Consider the following 22,759-nt stretch of genomic DNA (forward strand, 5'->3'; position numbering starts at 1 on the left):
GCTTCAGCAGGAACCAGCATGCAGACGAAAAGCCCCGTCATCATCGATCTGAAATTCGACCAGGAACAGGTCGCCACTGCGCTGAAAGGCGCCTTTGCGGACCGCGAGGTGATCAACCTCCAGCATCCGGCAAACCGCAACCGCGACCTCTCCGGCATCGACTATGCCGTGGTTTGGAAGCCCGGCGCCGATCTCTTTTCGCGGGCGAAGGACCTGAAGGTGGTGTTTTCCGGCGGCGCGGGCGTCGATCATGTGCTGACGCTGCCAGGCCTGCCCGCGGTGCCGCTCGTGCGCTTCGTCGACGAGACGCTGACGACGCGCATGAGCGAGTGGGTGGTCATGCAATGCCTCCTGCATTTGCGCCAGCACCAGGCCTATGAGGCACAGCGGGAAAAGCGCGTCTGGCGCGAACTCGCCCAGCCGGAAGCTAAGGACATGACGATCGGCATCATGGGCTTCGGCGTTCTCGGGCAGGATTCCGCCGCCAAGCTGAAGACGCTCGGCTTCAACGCCATCGGCTGGTCGAAGAGCGGCCGCAAGATCGACGGCTTCGAGATCTTCGACGAGGCCGGGCTCGACACCTTCCTCGGCAGGACCGACATCCTCGTCGGCCTGCTGCCGCTGACGCCGGAGACGAAGGGCATCTACAATACCGGGCTCTTCACCCGCCTCAGCCGCAAGGGACCGTTCGGCGCGCCGGTCTTCATCAATGCTGGCCGCGGCGGCAGCCAGGTGGAGGCCGATATCGTCGCTTCCCTCAACGACGGCACGCTGCACGGCGCCTCGCTGGATGTCTTCCAGCAGGAGCCGCTGCCGCTCGAAAGCCCATTCTGGGCGATGGACAAGGTGTTCATGACGCCGCACGCCTCGGCGGCATCGGATGTCGCAGCACTCTTCCGCCATGTCGCAACACAGATCGAACGGCTTGAAAGCGGGAAACCGCTGGAGCATCTGGTTGATCGCAGCGCAGGGTATTGAGGCCCGCCGAAGCCGGCCCGATATGCGTCAGGGCCGGCGGTAGCCGGTCGGCTGCTCGTAGAGCCAGCCGATGCGCTCGATGGCTGCATCCAGCCCCTCACGCGCCACGCTCATCGTATGGCCGTTGGCGTGGATGATGGTCGCGTCGTCTTCCATGATCGCGACATGGCCCTTCCAGAAGACGAGGTCGCCACGACGAAGCGCGGCACGCTCGATCGGCGAACCGAGGCCGGCGGCCTGCATGTCGCTGTCGCGCGGCGCGGTGCGGCCCGTCATCATCATCGAAAGCTGCACCAGGGCGGAGCAGTCGAGGCCGAAGCCCGAGCGGCCGCCCCACAGATAGGGCGTCTCAAGGAAACGTCCGGCGATGGCGACATAGTCGTCCCCCGCCCTCTCCCCGACGGCAAGGCAGTGGCTGGCAACGACGGACTGACCGCTTGCGAGCGTGAGATAGCGGGTACCGCGCGTTTCGCTTTCCCCGACAGCCGTTATCCGGCTACCGATCGACAGGGCAAAGGCGGCGGGTGTGCGCAGGTCCGGCCCGGAATAGGCAAAGGTGCGTGGCACGGCGACGACATGGGTCGCCGCAGGCGCGTCCGCATCGAGCGCCATCTCCGGTAAATACCCGACATATCCGTCGAAATCGGATTTCACCCAGGCCCAGCCTTCCGCCCGGTCGAGCACGCGCACGCCTTCACCGAAGAGGAGTTCCGTATCAATGCCGGCGGCGGCATCCGGCCGGGGACGCAGCGCGACGACGGGCTGCACCACGAGGGCCGGCGTACCCGTGACATAGTGTTCGGCCGGAACGGTGCCGCGCAGCGCTTCCTCGGCAAGATCCGGACGGAAGGCGTTGAGGCGGCGGTCGGGAAGGGCGTTCATGGATCTGATCTCGCGGTGCCGGTTCAGGGGGTCTGTGCTCGGCCCCGGGCGATGATGAGGTCGCCGAGGCGTTCGAGATAGAGCGCACCATCCACGGTGCGCTTGATGATGACATTGCGGCGATCGCGGTCGTCGCGCATGCGGGTAACGAGGCCCTGCTCGCCCATCGTGTCGAGCGCGCGGGTAATCACCGGCTTGGTGACGCCAAGCTTCGCCGCCAGCCCCCGCACCGTATGCGGCGGGGGCACCAGATAGATTTCCAGCAGGATCGCCAGCTGGCGCAATGTCAGGTCGCGCCCGTCCTCATGGACCTGTTGCAGCGTCACCTCGTGCCAGAGGCCGAGCGCCTGCGATGGGGTCAGATCTAGCGGCACGGCGTCTCCGGGCACGACGGCATTTTCGTTACGATACCGTATCGTTTCCCGGAAGAAAAGCCGTGGCTCAGGCCGTCGCCTTGCGCAGGTGATGATAGAGCGCGCGGATGGCCTGCGCCTCGCCGCCGACAGGCGAATGCGGCCGCTCGGCCTGTGCCCAGCCATAGATGTCGAAATGCGCCCAATGCTTGTTGCGGGTGACGAAGCGCTTGAGGAACAGTGCCGCGGTGATCGACCCCGCCATGCCGCCGGCGGGAGCGTTGGTGAGATCGGCGATGCGGGCGGAGACGTCCTTGTCGTAGCCCATATAGAGCGGCATGCGCCACATCGGATCATCCACCGTCAGGCTCGCCTCGGTGAGGTCGTGGGCAAGGTCCTCGTCGTCGGTGAAGAAGGGCGGCAGGTCCGGGCCAAGCGCGACACGGGCGGCGCCCGTCAGCGTCGCCATGTCGACGATGAGGTCGGCCTCGGCCTCGTCGGCATAGGCAAGCGCGTCGGCAAGGATCAGCCGGCCCTCGGCATCGGTGTTGTCGATCTGCACGGTGAGGCCCTTGCGGCTCTTGTAGATATCGCCAGGGCGGAAGGCGTTGGCCGAGATCGAGTTCTCGACGACCGGCAGGAGCACGCGCAGGTCCACCTTCAGCTTGGCGTCCATGATCATCAGGGCAAGGCCCATGACATTGGCCGCGCCACCCATGTCCTTCTTCATCAGCAGCATGGACGCGGCCGGCTTGATGTCGAGGCCGCCGGTGTCGAAGCAGACGCCCTTGCCGACCAGCGTCACGCGCTTGTGGCCCTTCTTGCCCCAGGTGAGCTCGAGCAGACGCGGGGCCTGTGCGGAGGCGCGGCCGACCGTGTGGATGAGCGGGAAATTCTCCTTGAGGAGATCATCCCCCGTGATGACAGAGACCTTGGCCTTGTAATGCTCGCCGAGCGCGCGAAAAACGTCTTCCAGCGCTTCCGGGCCCATGTCGTTGGTCGGCGTGTTGATGAGGTCGCGGGCAAGGAAGACACCGGCGAGCTGACGCTTGATGTCTGTCGCATCGGCATCGCTGGGGATGAGCAAGGTCGGGGCTTCCGAGGCGGAGGCCTTGTAGCGCTCGAAACGGTAACTGCCGAGGCCGTAGCCGAGCGCCAGGCGATTGGCCGTCAGCGGAGCGGTCTCGATATGCCAGTCACCGGCCGGCAGCGCACGGGCGAGCTTGCCCGTCAGGAAGGGTGCGTCGGACGGATTCTTGCCGAGGCCGAAAAGTGCGCCGCCGAGATGGCCATCCGCCGTCGGCACCATCAGCAACGCCCCGGACTCCGCCTTGAAACCGGCCTTCTTCGCCCAGTCCAGCGCGATGGGATCGATCGTGCCCGTCTCGATATGGGCCGGGGTGATCGCGAAGATCGGCAGCGTCTTGCCGTTCTTGGTGTTGAAGGGAGAGGGCCGGTCGATGTACTGGAAGGGGGCCATGGCGGAACCTTTGGGCAGGGCTTGAGAATCAGGCGATTAACACTCTGTTAGGGTTAACAGATTATTGCTGGAGCGGAGATTGCGGCGTGATTCCTTGACCGCCGCGACCTGCGGAAATCGCTTCGGGGACTTGTCATGGCCGCTTCGCTCACACGTTTGTCATTCCGTTCCGGGCTTCTGAGAGGCGCAGCCCTCGTCGTCATCGCCACTGCCGTGGCGGGTTGTGCGGGCAAGAGCAACCTCACGACCGGCTCCATTCCGAAAATGTCGAAGCCGGTTTCCGAGATGAATGCGACGGAACTGCGGGGGGCCGCCGAGACGATCGGCCGGGCCTACGAGAAGAACCCGAAGGACCGCACGGTCGGCATAAACTATGCCAATGTACTGCGCATGAACGGGCGCAACGATCAGGCGCTCGCCGTCATGCAGCAAGTCGCCATCAACAATCCGAGCGACCGCGACGTGCTCGCCGCCTACGGCAAGGCACAGGCCGCCGCCGGCCAACTCGAACAGGCGCTGAACACGATCCTGCGCGCGCAGACACCGGACCGGCCGGACTGGCGGCTGAAATCGGCCGAGGGTGCGATCCTCGACCAGCTCGGCCGTGCCGGCGAGGCACGCGGGCGTTATCGCGAGGCGCTCGACATCAATCCGAACGAACCTTCGGTCCTGTCCAATCTCGGCATGTCCTACCTCCTGGCAAAAGACCTGAAGACCGCGGAAACCTACCTGCGCTCCGCCGCCTCGCAGCCCGGTGCCGACAGCGGCGTGCGCCAGAACCTGGCGCTGGCCGTCGGCCTCCAGGGCCGCTTCCAGGAGGCCGAGACCATCGCCCGCCGCGAGCTGACCACCGAACAAGCCGAGGCGAATGTCGCCTATCTGCGCTCGATGATGACCCAGCAGAACGCCTGGAAGAAGCTCGCTGCCGACGACAGCGGCAACACCAACTGATCTCCTCGACCGGGATGCGCCCACGGACGCAAAACCGCCGCACAGTTTTGTTGCAATAGCCTTGATACTTGCTCCCAAGCACGACCTCGCCCCGGCCGACATCTCGACCGGGGCTTTTTTTGATCTGGGCTCCGTCCGTCTTTCTAGAAGCGATCGGCGACCTGGATGCCGGCGGGGCCGAGGATGACGGCGACGAGCACGGGCAGGAAGAACAGGATCATCGGCACAGTGAGCTTCGGCGGCAGGGCAGCGGCCTTCTTTTCCGCCTCGTTCATGCGCTGGTCGCGGCATTCCTGGGCGAGGACACGCAACGCCTGGGCAAGCGGCGTGCCGTAACGCTCGGCCTGGATGAGGGCCTGCGTCACGGATTTCACCGTATCGAGACCAGTGCGTACGCCGAGGTTTTCATAAGCCGCGCGGCGTTCCTGGAGGAAAGAGAGCTCGGCCGTGGTCAGCACCAGTTCCTCGGCCAGTTCCGGCGAGGCCATGGCGATTTCATCGGCCACGCGCCTGAAGGCGACCTCGATGGAAATACCGGACTCGACGCAGATCAGCATGAGGTCGAGCGCATCCGGCCAGGCCCGCTTGATGGACAGCTGGCGCTTCGACACGCGGTTGGAGATGTAGAGATTGGGCAGGTAGAAGCCGATATAGGCGGCGACGACTGTCGCCAGGATACGCATCGGCAACGGCTTTTCGCCAAGGAAGCCGAGGAAGAAAATGTAGAAGATGGCGACAGCGGCGACGACGAAGGGCAGCACGAAGCGCGCAAAAAGGAAGACATTGAGCGCATTCTGCGAGCGGTAGCCGGCCTGACGCAGGCGGTTCATCGTGTTGGCGTCGACCAGCGCCTCACGCAGGTTGAGCCGCTCGACGACCTGGCGGACGGGAGCATTGTGCTGGGCGCGCAGCGAGGCCTTGCTCTGGCTGGCTTCAGCGCTCATGCGGACACGTTCGCGCGCGCGCATCTGCTCGCGCTCCAGTGCCACGGACTTCATGCGCTTGTCGAGGTCGCCGCGGTCGAGATAGGGCGCGGCAAGCGTGTAGACGGTCGCGAGCACCGCAATCATCACGAAGGCCGGCAGCAGCACGGCCGGATCGGTAAGGGTGGTGACTAATCCCGACATGCCCCTGCCCCTCAGATATCGAAGTTGATCATGTTGCGCATCACGAAAATGCCGATGGACATCCAGACGGCCGAAATGCCGAGAATGAGATGGCCGCGCGAATCCTGGAACAGGATCATGATGTAGTCGGGTGAGGTCAGGTAGACGAGGAAGGCGACGATGAACGGCAGGGCGCCGATGATGGCGGCCGAGGCCTTCGCCTCCATCGACAGCGCGCTCACCTTGGCTTTCATCTTGCGCCGTTCGCGCAGGACGCGGGAGAGGTTGCCGAGCGCTTCGGACAGGTTGCCGCCGGCCTGGCTCTGGATCGCGATGACGATGGCGAAGAAGTTGACTTCCTGCAGCGGAATATTGGTGAACATGCGCGCGCAGGCTTCCGACACGCTGAGGCCCACCTGCTGCGCTTCGACCAGCCGGCGGAATTCGGTGCGCACCGGCTCCTGGCCTTCGGCCGCGATCAGGCGCAGCGCGTCGGTCAGCGGCAGGCCGGACTTGATCGAACGCGTCATCACGTCGAGCGAATTGGGAAACTCCTCTAGGAATTTGTTGAGGCGCCGCTTGACGAGATAGCCGACGACCCAGCGCGGCAGGCCGGCACCGGCGATGAAGGCCGCACCCAGGCTGAGGAGCAGGCCGGAGCCCGCAATGAAGGCGAGCAGGAAGATGAAGATGCCGGCGGCGACGCTGAGAAGGTAGAACTGCGTCATGCTGATCGAAAGCCCAGCCTGGACCAGCTTGGCCTTGAGGGTGGTGGCAATGCGCTTGGTCTGCTCCTGCTGCTTCTTTTCCAGGTCCTTCAGCGAATCCTGCACCGACTTGCGGCGCTTGGACAGTTCCTGCATGCGGTCGCGCGCCGCCTTGGCCTTGCCCTGGTCGGTTTCGGCAGCCTGGACGCGGCGCACGCGGCTTTCCGTCTTCTTCGCCGCCTCGATGCGCGAGAAGAGCAGGCCATAGGCAAGCCCCGCGGTGGAAAGGGCCGCAAGGGCGAAGATCGCAACGATGGTGATATCCAGTCCGAACATCCCTGCCCCTTACGGCTTTTCCATCGCGTCGAGCGTTGCCGCCAGGCGCTTGTCCTCGTTGAAATAGCGGGCGCGATCCCAGAAATGCGGCTTGCCGATGCCGGTGCCGGTGTGCTTGCCGATCAGGCGGCCATTGGCATCCTCGCCCTGGATATCGAAGCGCATCAGGTCCTGCGTGACGATGACGTCGCCTTCCATGCCCACCACCTCGGTGATGTGGGTGATGCGGCGCGAACCGTCGCGCAGGCGCGAGGCCTGGATGATGATATCGATCGAACCGGCGATAATCTCGCGCACGGTCTTGGCTGGCAGCGTGTAACCGCCCATGGCGATCATCGATTCCATACGGGAGAGGCATTCGCGCGGCGTGTTGGCGTGGATCGTGCCCATCGAACCATCGTGGCCGGTGTTCATGGCCTGGAGGAGATCGAAGACCTCCGGGCCACGCACTTCGCCGACGATGATGCGTTCAGGCCGCATGCGCAGGCAGTTCTTGATGAGGTCGCGCATGGTGATCTCGCCCTCGCCCTCGATGTTCGGCGGGCGGGTTTCGAGACGCACCACATGCGGCTGCTGGAGCTGGAGTTCGGCCGAGTCCTCGCAGGTGATGACGCGTTCGTCGCGGTCGATGTAGTTCGTCAGGCAGTTGAGCAGCGTCGTCTTGCCCGAGCCGGTACCACCGGAGATGACAAGGTTGCAGCGCACGCGACCGATGATCTGCAGCAACGTCGCGCCTTCGAGCGTGATCGAGCCGAACTTGACGAGCTGGTCGAGCGTCAGCTTGTCCTTCTTGAACTTACGGATGGTGAGCGCGGTGCCGTCGATGGCAAGGGGCGGGGCGATGACGTTGACGCGCGAACCGTCCGGCAGGCGCGCGTCGCAAATCGGGCTCGATTCGTCGACACGACGGCCGACCTGGCTGACGATGCGCTGGCAGATCGACAGGAGCTGGGCATTGTCGCGGAAGCGGATCTCCGATTCCTGCACCTTGCCGGCGACTTCGATATAGGTCTTGCCCGCGCCGTTGACCATGATGTCGGCAATGTCGTCACGCGCGAGCAGCGGCTCCAGCGGACCATAGCCCAGAACGTCGTTGCAGATGTCGTCGAGCAGTTCCTCCTGCTCGGAGATCGACATCGCGAAATTCTTGATGGTGATGATGTCGTTGACGATGTCGCGAATTTCCTCGCGCGCGCTCTCGGTATCGAGCTTGGCGAGCTGCGACAGGTCGATCGTGTCGATGAGCGCGGAGAAAACCTGGCTCTTCGTGTCGTAGTAGTCTTCCGTGCGCGGCGCGCGGCGGCGGGCGGCAGCAGCCGGCGCAGGCACCGGGGCGGGGGCCGGCTCGAAGACGGGTTGCGGCGGCGCGGCCATGGCCGGGCGCTCTGCCGTCACCGTCGTGACGGCAGCCGGCGTGGCCTGGACCGCCTGGCCCGCCGCCCCGCTCTTGCCGAAACCTTCATTGCCGCGTTTGCCGAACATGCCACTTCATCCAGTCTGTTGCGCCGCCCGTCGGGCCTATTTCTTGCCGAGCAGGCCGAGCAGATTGCCAAGGCCTGCCTTCTTGGGTTTCTTGATCGTCGCGCGGCCCGTCACGAGATGGGCGATCTGCGAGAATGTCTCCGCCGTCGGTGACTTGCGGTCCATCTCCGCGATCATGCGGCCGCTGTTGGCGGCAGTGCCGAAGAGCTGCGCATCGAAGGGAATGACCGCGACCGGCTGGATGCCGAGCGGCTCGCAGAAATCGGCCGTGGCGATCTCCGGCCGCTTCGGCAGACCGACCTGGTTGAGGATCAGGTGCGGCGGCTTGTCGTTCGGCCGAAGCTTCTTCAAGGCATCGAGCATGTTCTTGGTGTTGCGCAGGTTGGCGAGATCCGGCACCGCCGTGATCACCAGCTCGTCGACCTCCGAGAGCAGCGTGCGTGTCCATTCCGACCAGGCATGCGGCACGTCGAGCACGGTTACCGGGGCACTGCGCTGCAACACCTCGATGATCGGCTGGAAAGAGCCGCGCTCCAGGTCATAGGCACGGTCGAGCATGGAGGGAGCGGCGAGCAGCGACAGGCGCTCCGAGCATTTCGTCAACAGGCGATCGAGGAACACTTCATCCAGCCGGTCCGGTGCGTAGATCGCTTCGGAAATGCCCTGCGGCGGATCCTGATCGAAATCGATATTGGCCGTCCCATAGGGCAGGTCGAGATCGGCGAGGATCACTTCCGTCTGGAAGAGGCTCGAAATGTCGAAGGCGCAATTGTGCGCGATCGTCGACGCCCCCACCCCGCCCTTGGCGCCGATGAAGGCGATGGTGCGACCGAGCGGCTCGGCGTCCGGATCGACGAAGATTGCCGACATGGCGTTGAGGATGTCGGCCATGCCGACCGGGCCGACCATATACTCGGAAATACCGTTGCGGATGAGGTCGCGATAAAGCGGAATATCGTTGTAGCTGCCGACGATGATGACCTTGGTGCTGGGATCGCAGACCTCGGCAAGCGGGGCGAGCTCGTCCATGATGCCGCGCGGTTCCGTCGAGGTCTCGAGGATAAGCAGGTTCGGCGTCGGGGCCGAGCCGAACATATTGGCCGCCGCCGCAATGCTGGCGCTGGAAACCTTGAGGCTCACCTTGGCCATACGCCGGTCCTGGCCGCACCGCTCCATGGTGCGCAGCATGGCCTCGCTTTCGCAGAAGGCATGAACCGAGATGCGCGGCAGCGGGCGAACGCCCTCCAGTTCGGTGGAGCGGACCGTCTCTTCCGCCTCAAATGCGTCCGCGCGCTCGATGGTGTAGTCTACTGTGCTCATCGTCATGCCCGTTCCTGGTGTCCGGCGGACCGGATGGATATGTGCCTGGCCCTAGCCGGCGATTACAGCAGCGGCTGGCCGAACTCGCGATAGTCCTGAATCACCACGTTGCGCTGCTCGGCGTCGATCGGGGTCATGCCACGCGGCTGCACGAGATCCATCGGATTGGCGATCTGGGCGGCCAGATTGGCCTGCGATGCACAGCCGAAGTTCTGGTAGTTCTTGTTTTCCATCGTGTTGACGACAAGGTCTTCCGGCCATTGGCCGCAGGGGCCCGTCTGCGCGGTGATGGCGAAGAAGGCAAGCCGGATCGGCGCGTTGGCGCCGTAGCCGCTCGCATCGTAGCTCGTCTCGATCAGCTGGTCGCGCTTCAGGCCCGCTCCCGTCAGCGTGGTGCGGATATCCTTGCGCAGATAGTTGGCCGTTGCCGCATTGGCCGAGCCGCGCGGCAGCATGATCTGCACGGCACTGCGTGACTTCGCGGCATGGTCGGCGGCAAAACCGCGGATGTTGTCGCGCATGGCCATCGTCAGCGAACGGTCGCCGGTGGCGATCGGGATGTCCATCGTCTGCGCGGATTCAGCCAGCACGATCGGGTGGCGCGTGCGGTAGTCGTCCGGGATCGACGCCGTCGTGGAGCGATCCGGTCGCGCACCGCAGCTGGCGAGCACGGTGGCGGACAGGATGAGGGTCGCCGCGAACACGGCGCGCATCGGCAGGGGCTGGTGCATGGTGCGGTTCCTCGCGGAAAGCCAAGTCTTGCTGGTCGTGTCGCGCATGTCCCGTCCCGTCACTTGTAGATGAAGCCGATGGAGCCGTGGTAGTTGCCCGCCGGCATGGCGTCTTCCTTGCGGCCGTAGACCTTGTTCACCTTGCCGAGGAAGAAGCTCGCCGCATCGTTGGTCGCGTTGAAATTGTCATCAGGACGCTGGAGCGCGCTGCGCGCGACAGGCCGCACGAGATAAGGCGTGGCGATGATGACCATTTCCGTCTCGTTGCGCACGAAGTCCTTGGAGCGGAACAGCGTGCCGAAAATCGGAATCTTCGAAAGACCCGGCAGGCCGGAAACCGCCTGGCGGATATCGTCCTTGACGAGGCCGGCAATGACGATCGAGCCGCCAGACGGCAGTTCGACGCTCGTCGTGGCCTCGCGGCGCCGGATGCCGAGCACCGTCATGCCGGGAATGCTGTGGACGCCGCCATAGGTTGCCGAGCCCTCGAAGGTCGGTTCGGATACCTCCGTCTCGACACGCAGGCTGATACGGCCGGGCGAGAGCACGACCGGGCGGAAGTTCAAGCGGATGCCGTATTCGACCTCGGTGAGGCTGCGGGTGACCGTAGGGGGTTTGCTTTCGTCGCCACCGTCGATCGTCTGTTCCGTCGGGAGACGGAAATCACCGCCGACATAGAAGCGCGCCTCTTCGCCCGAGATCGCCGTCAGGCTCGGTTCGGCAAGGGTTCTCATCACGCCGGCCTGTTCCATGGCGCTCATGCTGCTGGCAAGAGCAAGGCCGCCGATCGTGCCGGAGGCTGCGCCGTTGGAAACCCAGTCCGCCGCACCACCGAGATTGGTCGGGTTGCGGAAGGAGATACCGCCGTTCGATCCCTTGACAGAACCGTTGAAACCAAGCTGCTTGAGCACCTGGCGGCTGACTTCCGCCACGGTGATCTTCAGCGTCACCTGGTCCTCGCCGTCGATCTTGAGCATGTTGACGACCTGCGAACGCTGGCGCACTTCGCCGAAGATCGCTGCATCGCCGTTGTTGCCCTGAGCCGTGATGTTGCGGGTCGTTGCTTCACCGCCCCTCAGGAAGATCTCGGCAAGACGCGTCGCCTGGGCGGCGTCCTGCGGGGTCCGCACCGTGCCGTTGAGCACGATGTTGTCCGAGATGATCTCGACCTGGATGTCGGAGTCCGGGATGAAGCGGCGCAGGTTCGCCTGCAGGCCATCGATGTCACGCTCGACGGTAAGATCGATGCTGACAATCTCCTCGCCGCCCGGTCCGAAGATGAAGATGTTGGTCTGGCCCACTTCCTTGCCGAACAGATAGATGCGGCGTGACGTACGCGTGACGGCATCCGCCTTGCCGGGGTCGGCGACGAGGATGTCGTGCGCGTCTGTCGGAAGGTCGACCACGATCGCCTTGTTGAGGCCCAGCTTGACAGCCTTGCGAGCACCGGGCCCGGCATCGTTGATGCGGATGACGGAGGCCGTCGCCGCCTCGGCGACACGTGCCGGCGTGCCGGTCAACACGATCTCCGGCAGGCCGGAAAGCGCCAGGCAGAGGCTCATTCCACCGGCGACAGAAGCCCGAAAAGTCCTTGTGATTCCAAACACGGGTCAGCTCCTGGTCACTTCTGGGCTGCGGGCTCGCCGCCGTTTACGATTTCACCGGTCTTGATCACCTGTATGATCGGCATGCCATCGCCACCGCTGAGAAGGTAGTCGGCCGCGCCGGTATCGGATTCCTGGGCATCGGCGATGCTGCGCAGCGCCAGCGACAGACGCTCGGCCATCTGCTGGGCGACGGCGATCACCTTGGTCTGGTCGGGTGTAAGCTCCAGTGTCGCAGTGGTGCCGACGGCGGATTTCGAACCGTCCTCGTTTTCCTGGATCTGCTGGTCGATGGCGAGCACGCGCACATTCGACAGGACAGTCTCGGTTATGTAGGAGCCTTCCGAGCTCTTGCGCACCATGATGACGTCAACGCGGTCGTTCGGAAGGATGAAACCACCGGCGCCCGTCGCGACCGAGATTTCGGTCGCGACCGCCCGTTTGCCCGACGGCAGCAGCGACGACATGATGCGGTTGCTCGAATCGGCGATCTTCTCCTGGCGGATCGGCTCGCCGTTGAAGATCGGCATGCGGGCAATGGCACCGTTGAGGTTTTCCATCGCGTCCGGCTGGTTCTGGTCGGTAATGAAACCCTCGGCGACCGAGCCTTCCGGCCAGGCCGTCCAGGCGATCGTTTCCGGATTGAGCCGCGCACCGACCGGCAGGCTTTCCCTTGCAACCAGCACGTTGACGGTCGGCTCCCGTTCGACGACAGCCTCCGGCTGGACAGGCGTGCCCCCACCGGCGACCTTCAGGGCCAGAAGCCCTGCGACGCCGGCCGAAACGACGGCCACTGCCAGAATGATGATTCGCGCCGGTCTCATGTGGTTTCCCTGGGCTGCGGACTTTTCTATCCGCCCACATTGACCGGCAATGGTGTAATTATGGTTAATGGCTGACTTACGGGTATGGTTAACCGTAGCCTAACGACCCGTCACTGGCCGAGCGCCGCCAGCATCAGCGGCGAGGAGGGATAGGCCGCGAAGGCGCCGATACCGATGGCGATACCATAGGGCACCTTCTTGGCTTTCAGCAGATGATCGGGCACCGGCAGACCGGTGGCGAGGATCAGGTCGGAGCTGGCGCGCAAAGACAGGATCGCCATGGTGAGCAGACCGCCGAAGAAAGAGACGTAGACGAGGTATTCAACGAGAGAATGGGTGAGCCCGAACCAGACCGCGCTGGCCGTCAGGAGTTTCGCATCGCCGCCGCCCATCACGTTAAGAGCAAAGAGCGTGAAGCAGACAGCAAAGACCACGAGGCCGGCAGCAAAGTGCGTGGCGATCTCCGCCGGGCTGAGGCCGGCCAAAGGCGCCACGACGACGAATGAGGCGAGCAGGATCGCCGAGACCCGGTTGGGTATCAGCATCGTCAGGAAATCCGAGAAGGCCGCGACCGCAAGGCAGAGCGGGAAAACCACGAAGATGATGGCCTGGGTCATGTGCTTCGTCTCTTTGGCAACGCAAAACCGCTTCATGCTTTTGCTAGAATTACCCCGGGGCAGGATGCGCCCGATCCCTTTAGGAAAGGATAATGCCGCAAAAACAGAAAGCCGCCTCTGCAGGCGGCTTTCCGTATAAGGGCGATGCCCATCTACCAATCAGGGGCCGACGGCGGTCGTCAGCTTGCCGCCCAGCTTGCTGAACGTCGTGTCCAACGAGTTGCCGAGGGCGGTTGCGCCGGTGATGAGGGCAACGGAAATCAGGGCAGCGATCAGGCCGTATTCGATGGCGGTGGCGCCCGATTCATCCTTCATAAGGCGAGCGAAAATCTTGGTCATGGTATTCTCCTAGCTCCACGATGTTGGTTCAGCACGTCCGCCAACTGTTTCCGTTGTTCGGATGACTGCAACCTACAGGCAAGCCATTTCCATCGACTTAAGGAAACCGGTTAACAAGACCTTGCCGATCGATTGCCGAATTTATGGTAACCATTTGGTAAAACTCCCTACGCGCGCGAATCTTTGTCTACTGTTAAACCCGCTTGCGGAGCAGAGCAGTCAAAATGTGCGACAGATAATTCTACAAGGTTAGCGAGTAGCTTAAAGCTTCATTCACCATTCACGGCGATGCTGTCGGTGTTTTATCGCCGGGATGACTGTTTATGGGACGCGACTGGATTTTCACGGCGGTAGCCGCAAGGCTTGCAACAGCCGCCTTTGTCATGGTGGCGGCGGTTTTCCCCGCTCTTGCCGAAGAGCCGCTGATGCGCGTCTACATGGACCACGCCCGCGTGCTTAAACTCGACCGCCCCGTCAGCAAGGTGATCATCGGCAATGCCGACGTCGCCGATGCGACCGTGGCCGATGCCCAGACGATCGTGTTGACTGGTCGTAATTTCGGAACCACCAACCTGGTTCTGCTCGATGCGGACGGCAATGCTATCGTTGATGAGCGTATTCTCGTGTCGATCGACGAAGGCAACACGGTGCGCGTCTTCCGGCAGACGGACCGCTCTGTCCTCTCCTGCACGCCCAATTGCGAAGAGCATGTCGCCCGCAACAAGAGCGGAGGCTGACACCACGTCCCGCTTCGGGCGTCCGAATGCGGGAAACCCTTCAACTCTTCCGCATCACGCATACGAAATATAAACGTTCCCTGGCCTATTGTCGCCCGTGTCCAGCATTTGGGAACGGATCGCGATGTCGCTCGATCATGATGCACCTGTACGCCGGAGGCCAATGAAGGGTCTTTTCGGTCGCCTTCTTGCCCGGCGCGACGGCGCGACGGCTATTGAGGTTGCGCTTCTCAGCCTGCCCTTCTTCCTGATCGTCTTCGCTTCGATCGAGACCTTCGTCGCCTTTTCCGCAGAGCAGCTTCTCGCCAACGCCACGGAAACCATCGCACGCAAGATCAGGACAGGGGAAATCCGTTCCAACATCAAGGAAGAGGATTTCCGGAAGGCCTTCTGCGACGAGATTGCCATTCTGATGCCATGCTCCCCCGAAGAAATCAAAAAGGCCAACAAACTGTTTCTCGACGTTCGAAGCTTCGCAAAGTTCTCGGATATCCCCAAAACCATTCCGCTCGTCGGCACAGATCTCGATACCGCGTCCTTCACGATCGCCCCGGGCGGCAAGCGAACCATCAATATCGTACGCGCCTACTATCGTTGGGACATCGTGACGGACCTCGTCCGCCCCTACATCTCCAACATCCGCGCAGCCGACGGTTCCCGGCAGAACTATCTGATGATGGCGACGACCGTGGTCCAGAATGAGGACTATCCGTGATGCGAATGGTTCTTTCCCCTTCGGATGCCGTGAAAACCTTGCAGGCCACCGGACACGGCGTACTGCTGCGCCTGCGCCATTTTATCCAGGATCGCCGCGGCGTCGGCGCCATCGAGTTCGCGATTGTCGCACCGCTGCTGATAATGGCCTATGTAAGCGCCTTCGAGGTGACCGTCGCCATCACGGCCTCGCGCAAGGTGAGCCGCGCGTCGGCAACCGTTTCCGACCTCCTGACGCAGAGCGAAACGACCAACAAGGCGACGCTCGACACGATGAAGGATCTTGTCGCCAAGATCGTGGCGCCGTTCCCCGTCAACAGCGCTTATACGCTGAAGATCACCGGTGTCGCGGTTGCAGCTGACGGCAAGGCAACAGTGGCCTGGTCCCGCGACCAGGCCGGAAACGTCCCCTATGCCAAGGGTAGTGCGGTTCCGCTGCCAAGCGACATCGGCGCCATGGAGACCTTCATCGTGCGCACGGAACTGTCCGTGCCCTATTCGATCCTGCTGCTCGCGCCGAATCTCGATTCGAATCTCAACAAGATCAATCTCGGCCGGACAAGCTACTTCCGCCTGCGTGTCGGCAAGAAGATCGATTGCTCCGACTGCTGAGCCAACGTCTCGTTCATCCGGCGATTTCGCTTGAACCGCGTACAAGCGCCATGCCATGTCTGGCGGTTCATCCACCCATCCGACCGGCAGGCCGGATACGGGCAGACGGCAGGTGATCCATGGCACGAGCCTTTCTCTTCGTTCTCGATTCCTTCGGCATCGGCGGCGGCCCGGATGCGGCCGCCTTCGGGGATCTCGGTGCCGATACGCTCGGCCATATCGCGGAATTCTGCGCGGCTGGCGTCGCCGACCGGCCGGGTCTCCGCCAGGGACCACTGAAACTTCCGAACATGTCGGCACTCGGCCTCCTGCACGCCGCCCGTGCCGCGACCGGCCGTTTCCCGCAGGGCATGGACGTGCCGCAGCGCGTCTTCGGCTACCACGGCGCCGCCAGCGAGGTTTCCAACGGCAAGGACACACCTTCCGGCCACTGGGAGATCGCCGGCACGCCCGTCACCTTCGACTGGGGGTATTTTCCGACCGAAGGGGACGCCTTCGAGCCTGAACTCGTCGAGGCCATCTGCAGTGCCGGCAAGGTCTCCGGCATTCTCGGCAATTGCCACGCCTCGGGCACCGACATCATCGCCCGCCACGGGCTGGAACATATCCGCAGCGGCAAGCCGATCTGCTACACCTCCTCAGACTCCGTCTTCCAGATCGCCGCACACGAGCGCATCTTCGGCCTCGACCGGCTGCTCGCCTTCTGCGAAACGGTGCGGCAGATTCTCGATGAGCGGCCGGGCGGGCGCATCGGCCGGGTCATTGCACGGCCTTTCGTCGGCGAAACGCCGGAAACCTTCGAGCGCACCGGCAACCGCCGCGACTATTCCGTGCTGCCGCCCGAACCGACCCTGCTCGACCGGCTGACCGAGGCCGGCCGCACCGTACATGCCGTCGGCAAGATCGGCGACATCTTCGCCCATCAGGGCATCGGCAGGCTGACCAAGGCAAACGGCAACATGGCGCTGTTCGACGCGACGCTCCACGTCATGGACGAAGCCGCGGACGGCGATCTCGTTTTCACCAATTTCGTCGATTTCGACATGCTTTACGGCCATCGCCGCGACGTGGCGGGATACGCCGCCGCACTCGAAGCCTTCGACCGGCGCCTGCCGGAGGTGGACCGCAAGCTGAAGCCCGGTGATATCGTCATCCTCACTGCCGATCATGGCTGCGACCCGACCTGGCGCGGCACGGACCACACGCGCGAACGCGTGCCGATCATGAGCTTCGGCCCGGGCCTGCGCTCACGCCTGCTTGAAACCCGCACCACCTTCGCCGATATCGGCGAAAGCATCGCCCGCCATCTCGGCATTCCGCCGGGCCCGCATGGAAGGAGCTTTCTGTGACCAGACGCATGCCCAAGGCGGAACTGCACTGCCATATCGAGGGCGCGACCCCGCCGTCCCTCGCCCTTTCCCAGGCGAAACGCTACGGCATCGACACCTCGGCCTTCATCCGCGACGGCGAATATGCCTGGCAGGATTTCACCAGCTTCGTTGCAAGCTACGATGCGACGGCAAACCTCTTCCGCACGGAGGAGGATTACGCGCTGCTCGCCGAGACCTATCTCATCGAGATCGCCGAAGCCGGCGCCATCTACAGCGAGCTGATCGTCTCGCCCGACCAGGGTGACACCATCGGTATCGGCGCCGATGCCTATATACGCGGCCTGGCCGAAGGGGCCGAGCGGGCCAGGGCGAAGACCGGCATCGAAACGCGCCTCCTCATCGTCGGAATCCGCCATTTCGGCCCGGAACGGGTGGTGAAGGCGGCGGAATATGCCGCCCGCCGGCCGCACCCGCTGATTTCCGGCTTCAACCTTGCCGGCGAGGAGCGCATGCATCACGTCGCCGATTTCACCCGCGCCTTCGACATCGCCCGCGATGCCGACCTCGGCATCACCATCCATGCCGGCGAGCTTTCGGGTGCCTTCAGCGTGCGCGATGCGCTCGACCATGTTCGCCCCACCCGCATCAGCCACGGCGTGCGCGCCATCGAGGACGGCGACCTTGTAAAGCGGCTGGCAGACGAGGGCGTGGTGCTGGAAGTCTGCCCCGGCTCGAACGTGGCGCTGAAAGTCTTCCCGGACTTTGAGCGCCACCCGCTGCGCGCCCTCCACGAGGCTGGCGTGCGCGTCACGCTCAATTCCGACGACCCGCCTTTCTTCCACACCTCGCTTGCCCGGGAATACGAGATCGCGTCCTCCGTCATGGGTTTCAGTGATGGTGAACTTCTCGGCATGACGCGAACCGCAATCGAGGCTGCCTTCGTCGATGAACCGACGCGCCAGCTGCTGCTTTCCCGGCTTTGAGGGGTAAGCCGGCTGGGGATGTTTCCGGCCGGGTGTTCTCCACTCTTGCGGCCTTGCGCCGTTCCGTGGAAAAAGAAGCGTTTACTCATTCTCGGAAGGTTGGCCATGGACGGCGTCACAGTCATCGATCACCCGCTCGTGCAGCACAAGCTGACCATCATGCGCAAGAAGGAGACCTCGACCGGGAGCTTCCGCCGCTTGCTGCGCGAAATCTCCACCCTGCTCTGCTACGAGGTCACGCGCGACCTGGAGCTGACCACGCAGCGCATCGAGACGCCGCTCGAAGAGATCGACGCACCGGTGCTCGAAGGCAAGAAGCTGGTCTTCGCCTCGATCCTTCGCGCCGGCAACGGACTGCTCGAAGGCATGCTGGAACTGGTGCCGTCCGCCCGCGTCTCCCATATCGGCGTTTACCGCGACCACGAGACGCTTGAAGCGGTCGAGTATTTCTTCAAGGCGCCCGACAGCATCGACGAGCGCCTCGTGATCGTCGTTGACCCAATGCTGGCGACGGGAAATTCGGCAATTGCCGCCATCGACACGCTGAAGAGCCGTGGCGCGACGAACATCCGCTTCCTCTGCCTGCTCGCCGCACCAGAGGGCATCAAGAGCTTCCGCGCGCACCATCCGGATGTACCGGTCTACACCGCCTCCATCGACCGCCAGCTCAACGAGAAGGGCTACATCGTGCCCGGCCTCGGCGATGCCGGCGACCGCATGTACGGCACGAAGTGAGCGGTTAACCCATCCTTTACCAAGCCCATCGAAGTTCGTGGAGAGGGGCGCCGACGGGTGCCCCTTTTGCCGTCCGTTAGCCGGATGCGTGCTATTTCGGGACAGATCCTCCCGGAGACTGTCCCATGTTCGTTCGCAGCCTTGTCTTTCTCGTCGGTTCCGTCGTCGCAGCCGCGGCCTTCGTGCCCGGCGTCGCGACCCGTTATCTCGACGCGACCGCCAAGGCGCCCGAAGCGAAGGTGGAACAGGCGGCCCTGGAGACCGGAAAGAATGCGGCGCGCTACACCGGCAACCGCAGTGCCGTCATCAGCGCCGATCCGAGCGGCCATTTCACCGGCCTCTTCGCCATCAACGGTCGCAAGGAAGAGGGCATGGTCGATACCGGCGCCAGCATGGTCGCCATCAACATCTCGACGGCGCAACGCCTCGGCATCGCCAAGGCGGATCTTGATTTCCGCTATGCCGTCGATACGGCGAACGGCAAGGCGCGCGCCGCCTATGTCCGCCTCGACCGCGTCGAGATCGGCCCGGTGCGCATGGAGAATGTCGGCGCCATGGTGCTCGACGACAAGGCGTTGTCGGGCACGCTGATCGGCATGAGCTTCCTGAAGGGGCTGTCGTCCTACCGTGTCGAGGACGGCCGGATGCACCTCACCCGCTGATGCGGGTCAGGATATCCGGCGACGGCAGGGGTGCATCCGGTGCGATCCGGTAGAGCCCGGCAAGCCGCGCCACGCCATGCGCAGCGCTCTCCGCATCCGACGCATGCACGCGGCCGATCTCCTCGCCCTTCTCCACCTTCGTGCCGAGCGGCAGCAGCCGGTCGAAACCGACGCGATGGTCGATCCCCTCGTCCGGGCGGCTGCGCCCGCCGCCGAGCTCGATGACGGCAAGGCCGACGCCGCGTGTGTCGCAGGCCGCAAGATAACCGGATTGCCGGGCGAGGACCGGCCGTGTGACCGGGGCCGGCACAAGATAGGCCTCCGGCCGCTCCATGAGGTCGGCCGGGCCGCCGAGCGCCTGCACCATGCGCCCGAACGCCTCGGCCGCCGCGCCGCCGGCTAGAGCCGCGGCAGCCCGGCCTTCGGCCGCGGCGATATCCTGTTCCAGCCCCGACAGAACCAGCATTTCCGCTGCGAAGGCGAGCACGATGCGTTCGAGCCGCGTCCCGGCCTTCCCACCCTTCAGGAAGGCGATGCAGTTGGCGATCTCGACGGCATTGCCGGCGGCATCCGCGAGCGGCTGGTTCATGTCCGTAATGAGGGCGGCGGTCGTGACTCCGGCCCCGTTCGCGACCGCGACCAGCGAGCGCGCCAGCGTCTCCGCCTCGCCCGTATCCGCCATGAAGGCGCCGTTGCCGACCTTCACGTCGAGCACCAGCGACTGGAGGCCGGCGGCGAGTTTCTTCGACAGGATGGAGGCCGTGATCAGCGGTACCGAATCGACCGTCGCGGTGACGTCGCGGATGGCATAGAGGCGCTTGTCGGCCGGCGCGAGATCGGCTGTCTGGCCGATGATGGCGCAGCCGACCTCTCGGACCGTGCGGCGGAAGCGGTCGGCGGAGGGCATGATCGTATAGCCGGGGATCGCTTCCAGCTTGTCGAGCGTGCCGCCGGTATGGCCGAGCCCGCGGCCGGAAATCATCGGCACGGCAAGCCCGCACGCGGCAGCGATCGGCGCCAGCATGAGGGAGACATTGTCGCCCACCCCGCCGGTCGAATGTTTGTCGGCGACCGGCCGGTCGATATCCGACCAGTCGAGCACATCGCCCGAATCGCGCATGGCGAGCGTCAGCGCCACGGTCTCCTCACGCGCCATGCCGTTGAACCAGACCGCCATGGCGAAGGCCGCCACCTGCCCTTCCGAGACGGTGCCATCCGTGAGGCCGGCGATGAAGCGGGCGAGCTCCTCCGCGGTGAGAGCCTCGCCGTTCCGCTTGCGGCGGATCGTCTCCTGCGGGAGCATGCTAGTAGCTCGCGGGCGGCGGGGGCGGTGCGGACTGCCCGCCGAGCACGGAGAGGATGTCGCCGAGAAGGCCGGAGGCGCCGAAGCGGAAGGTTTGCGGTGTCGCCCAGTCCGCGCCGAGGATCGAGGCGGCGAGCGCGAGATATGCGTCGGCATCCGCAACAGTGCGCACGCCGCCCGCCGGCTTGAAGCCGGCCGGCTTGCCGCTGTCCTTTATCGCCGTCAGCATGATTTCGGCGGCCGACAGTGTCGCGTTGACGGAGACCTTGCCGGTCGATGTCTTGATGAAATCGCTGCCGGCGGCAATGGCAAGGTCCGACGCCTTGCGGATGAGCGCCGCATCCTTGATCTCGCCGGTTTCCAGGATCGTCTTGAGGCGCACCGGCGGCGTGCAGGCGGCCTTGATCGCCGTCACCATCTCGCTCACCGCCGCCTCGTTGCCTGAAAGGAAGGGGCGGTAGGGGATGACAAGGTCGATCTCGTCGGCGCCATCAGCGATCGCCTGTTTCGTCTCCGCCAGCACGTCGGCAACAGCAAGGTCGCCGGAGGGGAAGTTGACGACGGTCGCGATCTTCACCGCATGGCCCGCGCCGAGGATGCCCCGTGCCTGCGCCACGAACCGCGGCCAGATGCAGATTGCGGCCGTGTTTCCAAAGCGCGTCTGCGCCTGGGCGCAGAGCTTGTCGATGGCGGCGGCATCGCAGGTGTCGCTGAGGTCCGTCAAGTCGAGCAGCGAGAGCGCCTTTTGCGCAGTGGCCTTGATACTGTCTTCATGCATGGTCTTCATCTCCACCCGCGATCATTTCGGCAAGGATCGCGGCAAGCCGCTTCCCACCGACCGGGGCCATGTCCTTGGTTTCGTGGTGGCTGAGCTCGCCGCCCGTCATGCCGGCACCGAAATTGGTGATGACCGAGGCGGCGGCGACGTCAAGGCCAAGATGGCGGGCGATCAATACTTCCGGCACCGTCGACATGCCGACGGCATCGGCACCGAGGACGCGCGCCATGCGGATCTCCGCCGGCGTTTCGAAATTCGGGCCGGAGAACCACATGTAGACGCCTGAGGACAGCGGGATCCCCAGTTTCCCGGCCGCCCTCTCCATGCGCGCGGCAAGCGCCGTGTCATAGGCATTGGTCATGCCGACGAAGCGATCGTCGCTGTCGATGCCGATCAGCGGATTGGCGCCGGAAAAATTGATGTGGTCGGAAATCCGCATCACCGAGCCGGGCGGCATGTCCTCACGCAGCGAGCCTGCCGAATTGGTGAGAATCAGCGACGTGACGCCGAGCCCCTTCAGCACCTCGATGGGCGGGCGCATGGCGTTGGCATCGCCACGCTCGTAATAGTGCACGCGGCCGGAGAGCATGATGACCGGCACCGCGCCGAGCGTGCCGATGACCATTTCGCCGGCATGGCCGGAAACGGAACTGACGGGAAAGCTCGGCAGGTCCGAGTACGCGATGCGCAGGGGGTTCTCGACTGCTTCGACGAGCGATCCGAGGCCGGAGCCGAGCACGATGCCGTAACGCGGCAGCACGCCGCCGAGGCGGGCGCGCAGCAGTTCCGTGGTTTCGGCGCTCATCCGATTACATCCGTCGCAAAGCTGTACGGCAGAAGCTCGTCCATGGTCATGGTCTTCTTCACACCCGCCTCGTCACAGAGATAGATCGGTGTCCTGGCGGTGGCGAACTCCGCGATCTTCTGCCGGCAGCCGCCACAGGGCGGGCAGAGCGGCAGCTTTTCGGCGATGACGGCCATTTCGACGATCTTCTTGTTGCCGGCCATGATCATGTGGCTGATCGCGGTCGGCTCGGCGCACCACCCCTGGGGGAAGGAAAGGTTCTCGATATTGGCGCCGGCGTAGATCTTTCCGTCCTCGGCGCGGATCGCCGCGCCGACGGGGAATTTCGAATAGGGCGCATGGGCGAAGGCCATCGCGGCGCGCGCCGCCTCGAAGAGGTCGTGGGACAT

Annotated in this window: 25 protein-coding genes; 9 read left to right on the forward strand and 16 right to left on the reverse strand. The window is 64.2% G+C overall.

What is annotated here, in order from left to right; translation table 11 throughout:
* Positions 1–18: 18 nt before the first annotated feature.
* A complete protein-coding gene (locus EXZ48_RS20725; RefSeq protein ID WP_130517989.1) occupies positions 19–978 on the forward strand; it encodes a glyoxylate/hydroxypyruvate reductase A in 960 nt (319 codons plus the stop codon).
* A gap of 27 nt (positions 979–1,005) precedes the next feature.
* On the opposite strand, the gene EXZ48_RS20730 is transcribed toward EXZ48_RS20725, so the two are convergent.
* The 3 genes from EXZ48_RS20730 to EXZ48_RS20740 form a co-directional block, all read right to left on the reverse strand.
* Positions 1,006–1,860, reverse strand: a complete 855-nt coding sequence (locus tag EXZ48_RS20730) for an NlpC/P60 family protein (protein WP_023515698.1) — start codon at positions 1,858–1,860, stop codon at positions 1,006–1,008.
* Positions 1,861–1,883: 23 nt separating this feature from the next.
* A complete protein-coding gene (locus tag EXZ48_RS20735) occupies positions 1,884–2,234 on the reverse strand; it encodes a helix-turn-helix domain-containing protein (protein WP_023515697.1) in 351 nt (116 codons plus the stop codon).
* A gap of 67 nt (positions 2,235–2,301) precedes the next feature.
* The gene (locus EXZ48_RS20740; RefSeq protein WP_023515696.1) at positions 2,302–3,693 is read right to left on the reverse strand and encodes a M17 family metallopeptidase; all 1,392 of its coding nucleotides are present in this window, start codon (positions 3,691–3,693) and stop codon (positions 2,302–2,304) included.
* Between the two features lie 135 nt (positions 3,694–3,828).
* Between EXZ48_RS20740 and EXZ48_RS20745 the strand changes: the two genes are divergently transcribed.
* A complete protein-coding gene (locus tag EXZ48_RS20745; RefSeq protein WP_130517990.1) occupies positions 3,829–4,644 on the forward strand; it encodes a tetratricopeptide repeat protein in 816 nt (271 codons plus the stop codon).
* Positions 4,645–4,787: 143 nt separating this feature from the next.
* Here the strand turns inward: EXZ48_RS20745 and EXZ48_RS20750 are convergent, their stop codons facing one another.
* The 9 genes from EXZ48_RS20750 to EXZ48_RS20790 form a co-directional block, all read right to left on the reverse strand.
* Positions 4,788–5,771, reverse strand: coding sequence for a type II secretion system F family protein (locus EXZ48_RS20750; protein WP_130517992.1), 984 nt, complete (start codon positions 5,769–5,771; stop codon positions 4,788–4,790).
* A gap of 11 nt (positions 5,772–5,782) precedes the next feature.
* Positions 5,783–6,793, reverse strand: coding sequence for a type II secretion system F family protein (locus tag EXZ48_RS20755; protein WP_024270980.1), 1,011 nt, complete (start codon positions 6,791–6,793; stop codon positions 5,783–5,785).
* Between the two features lie 9 nt (positions 6,794–6,802).
* Positions 6,803–8,275 carry a CpaF family protein gene (locus tag EXZ48_RS20760; RefSeq protein ID WP_023514250.1) on the reverse strand — a complete coding sequence of 491 codons (1,473 nt, stop codon included), beginning with the start codon at positions 8,273–8,275 and terminating at the stop codon, positions 6,803–6,805.
* 36 nt (positions 8,276–8,311) lie between these two features.
* Complete coding sequence (locus EXZ48_RS20765; protein WP_037408222.1) at positions 8,312–9,595, reverse strand: CpaE family protein; 1,284 nt, start codon at positions 9,593–9,595, stop codon at positions 8,312–8,314.
* 62 nt (positions 9,596–9,657) lie between these two features.
* Positions 9,658–10,374, reverse strand: a complete 717-nt coding sequence (locus EXZ48_RS20770; protein WP_023514252.1) for a CpaD family pilus assembly protein — start codon at positions 10,372–10,374, stop codon at positions 9,658–9,660.
* Between the two features lie 11 nt (positions 10,375–10,385).
* Entirely contained in the window at positions 10,386–11,888 is a 1,503-nt protein-coding gene (locus EXZ48_RS20775) for a type II and III secretion system protein family protein (protein WP_081870667.1), read from the reverse strand.
* Between the two features lie 59 nt (positions 11,889–11,947).
* Positions 11,948–12,754: a Flp pilus assembly protein CpaB gene (gene cpaB / locus EXZ48_RS20780; protein ID WP_130517995.1), complete on the reverse strand. Its 807-nt coding sequence runs from the start codon at positions 12,752–12,754 to the stop codon at positions 11,948–11,950.
* Between the two features lie 110 nt (positions 12,755–12,864).
* A complete protein-coding gene (locus tag EXZ48_RS20785) occupies positions 12,865–13,371 on the reverse strand; it encodes a prepilin peptidase (RefSeq protein ID WP_130517997.1) in 507 nt (168 codons plus the stop codon).
* 159 nt (positions 13,372–13,530) lie between these two features.
* On the reverse strand, positions 13,531–13,710 hold the full coding sequence (locus EXZ48_RS20790; RefSeq protein WP_050742768.1) for a Flp family type IVb pilin: 180 nt from the start codon (positions 13,708–13,710) through the stop codon (positions 13,531–13,533).
* Between the two features lie 323 nt (positions 13,711–14,033).
* Here EXZ48_RS20790 and EXZ48_RS20795 point away from each other — a divergent pair, with 323 nt between their 5' ends.
* The 7 genes from EXZ48_RS20795 (at position 14,034) to EXZ48_RS20825 (ending at position 19,484) form a co-directional block, all read left to right on the forward strand.
* Positions 14,034–14,447 (forward strand): pilus assembly protein N-terminal domain-containing protein, encoded by a 414-nt coding sequence (locus tag EXZ48_RS20795; RefSeq protein ID WP_130518000.1) that lies wholly within the window; start codon positions 14,034–14,036, stop codon positions 14,445–14,447.
* Between the two features lie 124 nt (positions 14,448–14,571).
* A complete protein-coding gene (locus tag EXZ48_RS20800) occupies positions 14,572–15,162 on the forward strand; it encodes a TadE/TadG family type IV pilus assembly protein (RefSeq protein WP_037408207.1) in 591 nt (196 codons plus the stop codon).
* Positions 15,162–15,773, forward strand: a complete 612-nt coding sequence (locus tag EXZ48_RS20805; protein ID WP_245462234.1) for a TadE/TadG family type IV pilus assembly protein — start codon at positions 15,162–15,164, stop codon at positions 15,771–15,773. The genes EXZ48_RS20800 and EXZ48_RS20805 overlap by 1 nt, the downstream gene beginning before the upstream one ends.
* Before the next feature lie 119 nt (positions 15,774–15,892).
* Entirely contained in the window at positions 15,893–17,122 is a 1,230-nt protein-coding gene (locus EXZ48_RS20810; RefSeq protein WP_130518001.1) for a phosphopentomutase, read from the forward strand.
* An 8-nt stretch (positions 17,123–17,130) separates the two neighbouring features.
* Complete coding sequence (locus EXZ48_RS20815) at positions 17,131–18,087, forward strand: adenosine deaminase (RefSeq protein ID WP_371687669.1); 957 nt, start codon at positions 17,131–17,133, stop codon at positions 18,085–18,087.
* 105 nt (positions 18,088–18,192) lie between these two features.
* A complete protein-coding gene (gene upp, locus EXZ48_RS20820; protein ID WP_023515052.1) occupies positions 18,193–18,822 on the forward strand; it encodes a uracil phosphoribosyltransferase in 630 nt (209 codons plus the stop codon).
* Between the two features lie 125 nt (positions 18,823–18,947).
* A complete protein-coding gene (locus EXZ48_RS20825; protein ID WP_023515051.1) occupies positions 18,948–19,484 on the forward strand; it encodes a TIGR02281 family clan AA aspartic protease in 537 nt (178 codons plus the stop codon).
* On the opposite strand, the gene deoA is transcribed toward EXZ48_RS20825, so the two are convergent.
* From deoA to EXZ48_RS20845, 4 genes are read right to left on the reverse strand one after another with little or no spacing between them, the layout of a single operon-like run.
* Complete coding sequence (gene deoA, locus EXZ48_RS20830; RefSeq protein ID WP_130518005.1) at positions 19,474–20,787, reverse strand: thymidine phosphorylase; 1,314 nt, start codon at positions 20,785–20,787, stop codon at positions 19,474–19,476. The genes EXZ48_RS20825 and deoA overlap by 11 nt on opposite strands.
* A 1-nt stretch (position 20,788) precedes the next feature.
* Positions 20,789–21,565 (reverse strand): deoxyribose-phosphate aldolase, encoded by a 777-nt coding sequence (gene deoC / locus EXZ48_RS20835; protein WP_130518007.1) that lies wholly within the window; start codon positions 21,563–21,565, stop codon positions 20,789–20,791.
* The gene (locus EXZ48_RS20840; protein ID WP_023515048.1) at positions 21,558–22,370 is read right to left on the reverse strand and encodes a purine-nucleoside phosphorylase; all 813 of its coding nucleotides are present in this window, start codon (positions 22,368–22,370) and stop codon (positions 21,558–21,560) included. The genes deoC and EXZ48_RS20840 overlap by 8 nt, the downstream gene beginning before the upstream one ends.
* The gene (locus EXZ48_RS20845) at positions 22,367–22,759 is read right to left on the reverse strand and encodes a cytidine deaminase (RefSeq protein WP_130518008.1); all 393 of its coding nucleotides are present in this window, start codon (positions 22,757–22,759) and stop codon (positions 22,367–22,369) included. The genes EXZ48_RS20840 and EXZ48_RS20845 overlap by 4 nt, the downstream gene beginning before the upstream one ends.

The organism is Shinella sp. JR1-6, from assembly GCF_004284735.1.
GTDB lineage: Bacteria > Pseudomonadota > Alphaproteobacteria > Rhizobiales > Rhizobiaceae > Shinella.